Annotated in this window: 11 protein-coding genes; 4 read left to right on the top strand and 7 right to left on the bottom strand. The window is 57.7% G+C overall.

Annotated elements, in window-relative coordinates:
* Nucleotides 1-204 (top strand): TSUP family transporter (locus tag ACIOVB_RS25745; RefSeq protein WP_401272074.1); only part of this gene is annotated, 204 nt, incomplete at its 5' end.
* On the opposite strand, the gene nudC is transcribed toward ACIOVB_RS25745, so the two are convergent.
* The 4 genes from nudC to ACIOVB_RS25725 form a co-directional block, all read right to left on the bottom strand.
* On the bottom strand, nucleotides 172-1,002 hold the full coding sequence (gene nudC, locus ACIOVB_RS25740) for an NAD(+) diphosphatase (RefSeq protein WP_401272073.1): 831 nt from the start codon (nucleotides 1,000-1,002) through the stop codon (nucleotides 172-174). The two genes, ACIOVB_RS25745 and nudC, sit on opposite strands and share 33 nt — an antisense overlap.
* A gap of 5 nt (nucleotides 1,003-1,007) precedes the next feature.
* Entirely contained in the window at nucleotides 1,008-1,820 is an 813-nt protein-coding gene (locus ACIOVB_RS25735; RefSeq protein WP_401272072.1) for a crotonase/enoyl-CoA hydratase family protein, read from the bottom strand.
* Nucleotides 1,821-2,024: 204 nt separating this feature from the next.
* Entirely contained in the window at nucleotides 2,025-2,948 is a 924-nt protein-coding gene (locus ACIOVB_RS25730; RefSeq protein WP_187681218.1) for a magnesium transporter CorA family protein, read from the bottom strand.
* 7 nt (nucleotides 2,949-2,955) lie between these two features.
* A complete protein-coding gene (locus ACIOVB_RS25725; protein ID WP_401272071.1) occupies nucleotides 2,956-4,530 on the bottom strand; it encodes a RimK family protein in 1,575 nt (524 codons plus the stop codon).
* A 92-nt stretch (nucleotides 4,531-4,622) separates the two neighbouring features.
* Between ACIOVB_RS25725 and rimI the strand changes: the two genes are divergently transcribed.
* Nucleotides 4,623-5,726, top strand: a complete 1,104-nt coding sequence (gene rimI / locus ACIOVB_RS25720; protein WP_401272070.1) for a ribosomal protein S18-alanine N-acetyltransferase — start codon at nucleotides 4,623-4,625, stop codon at nucleotides 5,724-5,726.
* Between the two features lie 43 nt (nucleotides 5,727-5,769).
* Here rimI and ACIOVB_RS25715 read toward each other — a convergent pair whose 3' ends face one another.
* Nucleotides 5,770-6,915, bottom strand: coding sequence for a PQQ-dependent sugar dehydrogenase (locus ACIOVB_RS25715; RefSeq protein ID WP_401272069.1), 1,146 nt, complete (start codon nucleotides 6,913-6,915; stop codon nucleotides 5,770-5,772).
* Nucleotides 6,916-6,967: 52 nt separating this feature from the next.
* Nucleotides 6,968-7,288, bottom strand: a complete 321-nt coding sequence (locus ACIOVB_RS25710) for a hypothetical protein (protein WP_401272068.1) — start codon at nucleotides 7,286-7,288, stop codon at nucleotides 6,968-6,970.
* A 189-nt stretch (nucleotides 7,289-7,477) separates the two neighbouring features.
* Here ACIOVB_RS25710 and ACIOVB_RS25705 point away from each other — a divergent pair, with 189 nt between their 5' ends.
* Complete coding sequence (locus ACIOVB_RS25705) at nucleotides 7,478-8,344, top strand: Ku protein (protein ID WP_401272067.1); 867 nt, start codon at nucleotides 7,478-7,480, stop codon at nucleotides 8,342-8,344.
* Between the two features lie 91 nt (nucleotides 8,345-8,435).
* Here the strand turns inward: ACIOVB_RS25705 and lpxO are convergent, their stop codons facing one another.
* Nucleotides 8,436-9,335 (bottom strand): lipid A hydroxylase LpxO, encoded by a 900-nt coding sequence (lpxO, locus tag ACIOVB_RS25700; protein ID WP_401272066.1) that lies wholly within the window; start codon nucleotides 9,333-9,335, stop codon nucleotides 8,436-8,438.
* A 380-nt stretch (nucleotides 9,336-9,715) separates the two neighbouring features.
* Here lpxO and ACIOVB_RS25695 point away from each other — a divergent pair.
* Nucleotides 9,716-10,409, top strand: a 694-nt coding sequence (locus ACIOVB_RS25695) for an ATP-binding cassette domain-containing protein (RefSeq protein ID WP_401272065.1), incomplete at its 3' end; no start/stop codon positions are given.

The following is a 10,409-nucleotide window of genomic DNA, read 5'->3' as shown; positions in this document are numbered from 1 at the left end:
GCGGCGCTGTCGGTGTTCGTGTTTTCCGGGCAAGTGGACTGGATCATTGGCCTGAGCATGGGCCTGTCGGTGATGGTTGGCGCGTTCTTCGGCGCGCGCACCGCGATCAGCGGCGGCGCCAAGTTCATTCGCCCGGTGTTCATCACCGTGGTGCTGGGTTTGACCGTGCGCCTAGCCTGGCAGCACTGGTTCAGCCTGGCCTAAACGCCGCGCCACGTAGACGTCGATCAAGTAACGTGCAATCGATTTTGACGCCGGCAACGGCGGCAGATCGTGCACGTTGAACCACTGGGCGTCTTCGATCTCGTCTTCCTGACAGACAATCTCGCCGCCGGCGTATTCGGCATGAAAGCCCAGCATCATCGAATGCGGGAACGGCCAGCACTGGCTGCCCATGTACTGAATGTTCTTCACCTCGATCTGCACTTCTTCACGCACCTCACGAATCAGGCAATCCTCCGCCGACTCGCCCGGCTCGGCGAACCCTGCCAGCGTGCTGTAGACCCCAGCGACGAAGCGCGGTGAGCGCGCCAACAGGATCTCATCGCCACGGGTGATCAGCACGATCATGCTCGGCGAAATACGCGGATAACTGCGCAGATTGCACGGCTGACAGTACATCGCCCGCTCTCGCGGCACTTGCGTCATGGCTTGACCGCAATTGCCACAGAAGCGGTGTTCACGCGCCCAGGTGCCGATCTGCGCGGCGTAACCGAGCACTTTGTAGATCGTGTGATCGCCGTCGAGCATGAACGCTCGCAGGCCCTTCCAGTTGCAACCCGGCACTTCGCTGGCACTGCGCAACTCCAGCAGATACACGGGTTCGCCATCGAGATGGCCGATGCCGTGCTCGGCAAGAATCGACAAGTCCTGACGCTTGAGCCATTCACGCGGGAACAGCGCGCCGTTGTCATCGAACAGAAAGCCTTCGGGGCTGCGCGCCACGGCCCAGCCGCCGGGTTGATCAGTGTCCAGTACTGCAGTGGTCCAGCGAGATGTCATGGTTCTCAATCCAGAAATTCGGGTTTCTGTTTGCTCATATGGGCGGCCATGGCCACGCGCAAGTCGGTGGATTGCAACATGGCGGCGTTCCAGGTGGCAACGTATTCGAGACCGTCGTCGATGCGATGGTCGCGCATGTAGCTGATCATTTCCTTGGTGCCGGTGACCGCAATCGGCGACTTGGAGGCGATGTCGCGAGCGATATCCAGCACGCCTTCGAGCAGTGCGTCCTTGTCGTTGTAGACGCGATTGACCAGGCCGATGCTTCGCGCCTCTTCAGCGCCGAAGGTGCGACCGGTGTAAGCCAGTTCACGCAGCATGCCGTCACCGATGATCCGTGGCAACCGTTGCAAAGTGCCAACATCGGCGGCCATGCCGATATCGATTTCCTTGATCGAGAATTGTGCATCTTCGGCGGCGTAGCGCATGTCACAGGCTGCAATCAGATCGATCGCGCCGCCCAGGCAGTAACCCTGAATGGCGGCGATTACCGGTTTGCGGCAGTTGTCGACGGCATTGAACGAAGCTTGCAGGGTGAGGATTTTTTTGCGCAACAGGCGCGCGTTGCGGCCGACGTCCTTGCCCAGTTCATTGGCGACGCCAGCAAGCATCATCAGGTCGATGCCGGAGGAAAAGTGTTTACCGTTGCCGCTGAGCACCACCACGCGCACTTCGTCGGTGTCGTCGATCCACTGGAAAATCTCGACGATCTCGCTCCAGAACGCGGCATTCATCGAGTTGATCTTTTCCGGGCGATTGATCTGCACATGAGCGATGTTATCGACCAGTTCGACGCTGAAGGCGGTGTATTGAGTCATGGCAGTGATCCTTTACCGGGCTGAAAATGAGGCCCGAACTATAACAAGGCATCACGGTGGCGGTTCGGCCAAATGCGGGACTGTCTGAAACGCACCTCCCATGTAGGAGCTGCCGCAGGCTGCGATCTTTTGATCTTGATCTTCAAAACCAAAATCAAAATCAAAAGATCGCAGCCTGCGGCAGCTCCTACAGGGATTGCGTAGTTAACTAGCCAAGCGCCGCAGCCCAAACAACATCCCACCCGCCCCCAGCAACATCACCGCCAGAAACACCGGATAGGAAATCCACCACGGCGTCCCCGCCGTCATCATGCTGAACTCCGACATACCGCCAATGCTCGCAATCAGGTTCAACGGCAAAAACACCACGTTGATCAACGTCAGTTTGCGCAGCAGGTTGTTCATGCTGTTGTTCATCAGGTTGCCGCGCGCGTCGATCAGACCGGAGAACACCGTGGAGTAAATCTCGGCCTGTTTGTAGCACTGGTTGTTTTCAATGATCAGGTCGTCGATCAGGCCCAGCGCTTCGCTGCTGAAGTGCTGTTTCTCGGCGTGATTACGCAGGCGCGTCAGTACCGCGCCGTTGCTGTGCAGGGCGTTGATGTAATAGATCAGGCTTTCGCTGAGGTTGAACATCTGCACCAGATGCTGGTTCTGCATCGAGGCGTTGAATTTCTGCTGCAACTCGCGGGCGACCAGTTTGATCACCTTCAAGTGCCCGAGGTAGTGATGGATGTTGTTGAACAACAAGTCGAGCAAAACATCCAGCGGCGTGTTTAACGGCTGGCGAGTGCCGAGACCGTGCAACGGCGTGTCGTCGGTGGCGATCACCAGCAGTTGCCCCGGAGCGAACAGCAGGCCGCAGGACGACACCTCGAATGCCAGGCTGCCACCGCCGGAATAGTTTTCCGGGCGTTTCCAAATCAGGAACAAGTGATCCGGGTGAAACTCGATCCGCGACACCTCGTCCGGGTCCAGTGCCGAGGCCAGTGCGTGTTCATCGACTTTGAAATGACTGTGCAGCAAGTCGCGCTCGGCGGCGTCAGGGTTGCTGAACAGCATCACCTCGGCGTCCAACCGCTCGACGCGCTGCAAAGCGCCATGGCTCAGAGCAAAACTGCTGATCATCGGCGCTTCACCAGGCCTGGCCGCGGCGTTTGAGCTCCAGCCGTCGGACGAACTCTTCCAGCACCAGTGAATACAAATCGTCCTGCAAATAGGCGTCTTCGATGCCCGCGTCGAGGTTCGGGTTGTCGTTGACTTCGATCACCACGACCTTGTCGCCCGCCTGCTTGAGATCGACGCCGTAGAGGCCGTCGCCAATCAGGTTGGCCGTCTTCACCGCCAGCTCCACCACCGCGCGGGGCGCCTCGTGGACGGCCAGTGTCCGGCATTCGCCGTTGACGTCCTGGCCCTTGGCCTTGTGGTTGTAGATCTGCCAGTGTCCCTTGGACATGAAGTATTGGCAGGCAAAGATCGGTTTGCGGTTGAGGACACCAATGCGCCAGTCGTACTCGGTGTAGAAAAACTCCTGGGCCAGCAACAGCACCGAGTGTTCGAACAGTTCGGCCGTGGCTTCGAGCAGCGCCTGCTGACTTTCCACCTTGATCACACCACGGGAAAAACAGCCGTCGGGGATCTTCAGCACCAACGGAAAGCCCAGGCGCTCGCCCACCCGTTCGAAGTCTTCGGGTCGCTCCTTGTAGAGAATCTCGGTGGCGGGCATACCCAGTTGATGGCTGTTGAGCAGATCGGTGAGGTAGACCTTGTTGGTGCAGCGCAGGATCGACGTCGGGTCATCCATCACCACCAGTCCTTCGCTTTCGGCTTTCTTGGCGAACCGGTAGGTGTGGTTGTCGACGCTGGTGGTTTCGCGGATCAACAGGCCGTCGTACTCGGCCAGTCGCGCGTAATCTTTGCGCTCGATCAGTTCGACGTCGATGCCCATGGTCTTGCCGACCCGAATGAAATTCTCCAGCGCCCGAGGGTTGGACGGCGGCAACGCCTCTTGTGGATCGTGCAGGATCGCCAGGTCATAACGGGCCACTTGTGGCGAGCGCGGCACCCGCCAGACTTTACGGCTGAAGCCGTCCAGTGCATTGGCGAACTGATCTTCCTGATCATCACGCAACTTGTGCAAGGCGCCGGACTTTATACCTTCGATGTGCCAACCGTTGGTTCGTTTGAACTCAACTAACAATATCGGACAGGGAAATACTTCAAACAACTGACGGGCCAGATCCTGTAATGGCTCGATATGCGTTTTGCCGAAATAAAGGGTCAGGGTAAAACCTTCGGTATCACTGTAAAGGTGATGGCTAAGGGCTTTTTCCAGGGTTTTATCGAGATCATCCAGCGCCAGGCCGTAGAGCGACTTCTTGGTCAGTTCGCTGATTGTGCGCACCGACGGAATCACCTTGTGCCCCCGTGCCTCCGCCAGCAGTGAGCAGTAATATCCGTGGCCCAGGTACTTGTAGCTGCGGCACAGATTGATCACCTGCACACGTTTTCCCGACTCGCTTTCACGGGTTTGCTCCAGGTATTCCTGCGCTGTGATGATGTCGTCGCTGGGGAAATATGAAGCCCAATCTTCCTTGCGCTCGACAATGATCAACACTTGACTGGATGCTCTAACCGCTGAATTTAAATAAGTTGCCGCCGGCAAACTTTGCTCCGATACTTCGCGCCAATGACCCTGTACCGCTGACATAGAGATTGATCCGTTGGAGAACAAGACCTTTTCTATTAAGCACGAAGTTTTTCGAAAGTCCCGTTTCGTTACGCAACTTTTACGGTGGTCATATGAGTGCTGTTTTTCGTTTGGCGGTAGTTGAAGATCTGCCGGCGCTGCTGGCATTGGAAATGCAATGTTTCACCACGGATCGGCTCACCAGTCGCAGCTTTCAGTGGATGATCACCCGGGCCCACGCGCAATTGTTGGTAGCCGAGCGTGATGGGCAATTGCTGGGTTACGCGCTGGTGCTGTTTCATCGGGGGACGTCACTGGCACGGCTGTATTCCATCGCAATTGCTACCGAGGCTCGTGGCACCGGTCTGGGCAAGCAACTGCTGCAACGGATCGAGGCCTGCGCGCTGGACCATGATTGCGCGTACCTGCGCCTGGAGGTGCGTACTGACAACCCCGCCGCCATTGCTCTGTACGAACGCAACGGCTACCGGCGTTTCGCCTTGATTCACGATTACTACGAGGACCATGCGGATGCGCTGCGCCTGGAAAAACGCATTCTTCAGCACCGGGACTCGCGGAACATCAAGGTGCCCTGGTACGGGCAAACCACAGACTTCACCTGTGGCCCGGCGTGTCTGTTGATGGCCATGGGCGCACTGCACGCGGAGCGTTTGTTGGAGCGACGCGAGGAGTTGCAGATCTGGCGCGAGGCAACGACCGTGTTCATGACTTCGGGTCATGGCGGGTGCAGTCCGCAAGGGTTGGCACTCGCGGCATGGAAGCGCGGTTTTCGGGTACGTCTTGAGCTGAGCCTGGCCGGACCGTTGTTTCTTGACGGAGTGCGCGATGAGCATAAAAAAGACGTCATGCGCCTGGTTCACGAGGAGTTCACTGCGCAGTTGCAGGACACCGATGTGGAGCGAGTGATCGGTGCACCACTCGATTTGCCGCGCTTGCTTGATGCAGGTGGGCAGCCGCTAGTGCTGATCAGCAGCTATCGCCTGACCCGATCCAAGTCACCGCACTGGGTGGTGGTGACTGACTGTGATGAGGATTTCGTTTACCTGCACGACCCGGATGTCGATCACAGCCAGCATCGACAACCCATGGACTGCCAGCATGTGCCGGTCAGTCACGGGGAATTCGAGAAGATGTGCCGGTTTGGACGGGGAAAGTTACGGGCTGCCGTAATTTTGTACAGCCGCAATGCGCGCTGAACCCAAGGTGAGGGGCACCTCCCCTCACCTGTCCGGCACGGCGCTATTTCAGACCGATCCTGTACAGCGAACCATCGGACTCGTCAGTCAGCACATAGAGATAACCGTCAGGGCCTTGCCGTACATCCCTGATCCGTTGCTTGAGCTCACCGAGCAAGCGTTCCTCATGCACAACCTTGTCGCCATCGAACTGCAATCGAATCAACTCTTGAGAAACCAAAGCGCCGATAAACGCGTTGTGTTGCCACGGCTTGAACCGATCGCCATCGTAGAACGCCATTCCCGAAACGCCCGGTGACTTTTCCCACACATGGTGCGGATCAACCGCACCTTCGACACTTTTGCCTTTGGCTTCCGGGATTGGCTGCAGCGAATAGTTGATGCCGTGAGTCGCCTGCGGCCACCCGTAGTTTTTCCCGCGTTCGATGATATTTACCTCATCGCCACCACGCGGCCCGTGTTCGTTTTCCCAAACTGTGCCGGTCCACGGGTTGAGCGCCGCACCCTGCGGGTTGCGAATGCCGTAAGACCAGATTTCCGGCCGCACGCCGGATTGCCCCACGAACGGATTGTCGTCCGGGACTTTGCCGTCCGGATAAATCCGTACGATTTTGCCCTGCAGCTTGTCGAGATCCTGAGCAGTCGGCCGGTCGTTGTTTTCGCCCAGGGTGATGAACAGATAGCCGTCGCGATCAAACACCAACCGCGAACCGAAGTGGTTGCCGGTGGAGAGCTTAGGCTCCTGACGGAAAATGACTTTGAAGTCCTTCAGCGTTTTCAGGTCATCCGACAAATAGCCGCGACCCACCGCCGTCCCGGCCTTGTCCCCCGCTCCGCCACCCTCGGCGTATGACAGGTAAACCAGGCGATCCTGTTTGAAGTCCGGTGACAAGACGACATCCAGCAATCCGCCCTGTCCCTTGGACCAGACCTTGGGCACACCGCTTATCGGTGCCGACAGATTGCCGTCCGCGCCAACCACTCGCAGGTTACCCGGTCGTTCAGTCACCAGCATGCCTTGGCGATCCGGCAGGAAGGCCAGCGCCCATGGATTCTCGAGTCCCTGGGCAATCGTGGTGACTTCAAGGGTGCCCTGCTCGCTTTGCAGCTCCTTGGGGGCCGCGGCGAACACCGGAGCGCTGATCAGTGCGCCGGCGCAAAGGGTGGCTAGAAGGGTTTTACGCAACATGCACGATTCCTTTTGTCTGTTTCAAAGGCTGGCAGAAACTCGGCCCTGCCGTTCAACGATTAGTGTTGGTGCTTCGCGAAGGTGGATTGGGAATGAATGTAGGTGGCGTATTTGGCACCGAACGAATCGGCTGGCCGTTGCCAATACCTCGGTTTTCGACTGTGGGCTGACGTGGTGCAGGAACGGTGTTCGGCGCGCGGATTGGCGGGGCACTGGGCTGGGTGCCCTGCATGCTGTTTGGGTTGGCCCGGCGGATCGGGCTGTTGTAGGGATTGTTGCTGTTGCCGGCCGGACTCTGCGCCAGCACGACGTCCGCATGAACCAGACCACCACTGAATGTCAGGACGGCGACGCCAATTAGAAATCGGTTCATGGGATGGCCTCTCGGTGTGCGTGGAATAGAGCCTTCGAGTGCACGCTACGCCGTGGGTTCGGATTTGTTAACCCGTCAGCCTTAAACAACATGTAACACGGCTTGACCAAGTCATCCGAAACCGCCGCATTCATTGGAAACTTTCGCCGCGAGCCACAGGTCACCTGAACATCACTCGGAGAACTCACCATGGCTCGGGCAATCTGGAAAGGCGCAATCAGTTTCGGACTCGTGCATATCCCCGTTGCGCTGGTTTCAGCGACGTCGTCCCAAGGCGTGGACTTCGACTGGCTCGACAGCCGCAGCATGGACCCGGTGGGGTACAAACGCGTGAACAAGGTGACCGGCAAGGAAGTCACCAAGGAAAATATCGTCAAAGGCGTGGCCTACGAAAAAGGCCGTTATGTGGTGCTCAGCGAAGAGGAAATCCGCTCGGCGCACCCGGTTTCGACCCAGACCATCGACATCTTTTCCTTTGTCGACGCCGAGCAGATTCCGCTACAGAACATCGACACGCCCTACTACCTGGCGCCGGACAAGCGCGGCGGTAAGGTCTACGCGTTGCTGCGAGAAACCCTGAGCAAGACCAACAAAGTTGCCCTCGCCCGCGTGGTTTTGCATACGCGCCAGTATCTGGCGGCGTTGATGCCTCTGGAGTCGGCGTTGGTGCTGGTCAAATTGCGTTGGCCGCAAGAGGTACGCGGCCTTGATCAACTGGAACTTGGCAGCGAGGTCACCAAGCCACAACTGGCCAAAGGTGAGTTGGACATGGCCAAACGGTTGGTTGAGGACATGAGCGGGGACTGGAAGCCCGAAGACTACAACGACGAATTTGAAGACAAGATCATGGCGCTGGTGGAGAAAAAGGCCCACGAAGGCAAGATCGAGGATGTTGAAACGGTGGGCGGCGAGGAAGAGCGCAAGACTGCCGATGTGATCGACCTGACCGAGTTGCTTAAACGCAGCCTGGGTGGCAAGGCGCCGGCTAAACCGAAAACCAAGGCAGCCAGCAAAGCTGCGCCGGCCAAGCGAACCAAGAAAGCCTCCGGGGAATGACAACTGGCGGATTGTCAGGCAACTGACAGGTTGCTTTTGAGACAGTCATCGCTGGCTTGCCAGCGATGGCGTCAGCTCACTCACACCCTATTCAGATGAGGATGAAGACTGCCAGCAACCCACCAAAAATCGCCCACTTCTCCATGTAATACCGTGCACGATTACGCTTTTTCAGCTCTTTACCCCGCAAACGGATCTTGTAGATTTTGGTAAACAACCGGTTGATCCCACCGGTCCGGTCACCCGCATCGTTCGGCGCACCCGCTGCCGACATCACCGTGCGGCTGAACCAGCTATTGAACGCTGCGGCCCAGCGATACTTCATCGGACGTTCGATGTCACAGAACAGGATGATCCGGTTCTTGTCGGTGGTGTTTTCTGCGTAATGAATGAAGGTTTCATCGAACATTACCGCCTCGCCATCGCGCCAGTGGTAGTTCTCCCCGTCGACATTGATGTAGCAACCGGCATCATTGGGCGTTTCCAGACCCAGGTGATAGCGGTAGGAGCCGGCGTACGGATCACGATGGCGTACCAGTTTGGAACCCGGCGGCAGTTCGGCGAACATCGCAGCCTTGATCGAACCGATGCTTTGCACCAGCTCGGTGGTGCGCGGACACAACTTCATCGCCGACGGATGACTTTCGCCGTACCACTTGAGGTAGAAACGCTTCCAGCCGCTTTTGAAGAACGAGTTGAAGCCGACATCGTCGTACTGGTTCGAACGCTTGATCTCCCCGGCACGGAGCAGGTTCTGTCCTTCTTCGCGAATTTCTTCCCAGTGCGCCTGCAACGGGCTCAGATCGGGAAACTCGGACGGATCGAGATACGGTTGGTTCGGCTTTTTCGAGAACAGGTACAAAAAGCAGTTGATCGGCGCGAGAAACGTCGAGTGGTCACTCAACTGCCGGCCCAGCTTGTGCCGCACGCGGCCACGCAAGTGGACGTATGCAATGGAAATGACATAAATAGCAGCAATGATGAGTTTCACGGAAATCGTCACACGTCAGAAGTGAACAAACTGCGCGCCTGGCGGCCAGTGGCCTAGCGTCTGATGCAGTGGTCTGAGTAAAAATGGCACGTCCTTGAGCCCGCGCCGCTCTAGGGCGCTGGGTGAATGGCTGGCATTTTAGCCACACTTTGTAACCGATAGTGAACCTTCATCTGTGAAAAACTGTCCCGTGATTGCGCCAATCGACACTCGTGGCGTCTTCGCCCTATCGTTTAAAGAGCCAGACCAGTACAATCGCCGCCAAACTTTACGCGCCCCCCTTGGTTGATGACGGGACTTCCCCGCTTCAGCGCACTTTGACTCGGGCCAAGCGCTCCAGCCGCACCCTCGCTACTCAGAATGCTTCGCAGGAATAACTCTTGATCTCTACAGCTAACATCACGATGCAGTTCGGCGCCAAGCCGCTCTTCGAAAACGTTTCGGTCAAATTTGGTGCGGGCAACCGTTACGGCCTGATCGGCGCCAACGGTTGCGGCAAGTCGACCTTCATGAAAATCCTCGGCGGCGACCTCGACCCGTCCGGCGGCCAGGTCATGCTTGAGCCGAACGTACGCCTGGGTAAGTTGCGCCAGGACCAGTTCGCTTACGAAGAATTCACCGTGATCGACACCGTGATCATGGGTCACGAAGAGCTGTGGAAGGTCAAGGCCGAGCGCGACCGCATCTACTCGCTGCCGGAAATGAGCGAAGAAGACGGCATGGCGGTAGCCGAGCTGGAAACCGAATTCGCTGAAATGGACGGCTACACCGCCGAATCCCGTGCCGGTGAGCTGCTGTTGGGCCTGGGTATCGGCATCGAACAGCATTTCGGCCCGATGAGCGAAGTGTCGCCAGGCTGGAAACTGCGTGTGTTGCTGGCTCAGGCGCTGTTTTCCGATCCGGAAGTGCTGTTGCTCGACGAACCGACCAACCACCTGGACATCAACACCATTCGCTGGCTGGAAAACATCCTGACCCAGCGTAACAGCCTGATGATCATCATCTCTCACGACCGTCACTTCCTGAACAGCGTGTGCACGCACATGGCTGACCTGGACTACGGCGAGCTGCGTC

The sequence above is a fragment of the Pseudomonas sp. NPDC087639 genome (assembly GCF_044743385.1).
GTDB lineage: Bacteria > Pseudomonadota > Gammaproteobacteria > Pseudomonadales > Pseudomonadaceae > Aquipseudomonas.
Note: the sequence above shows the minus strand (reverse complement) of the source record. Positions and strands in the feature narration are given on the sequence as shown.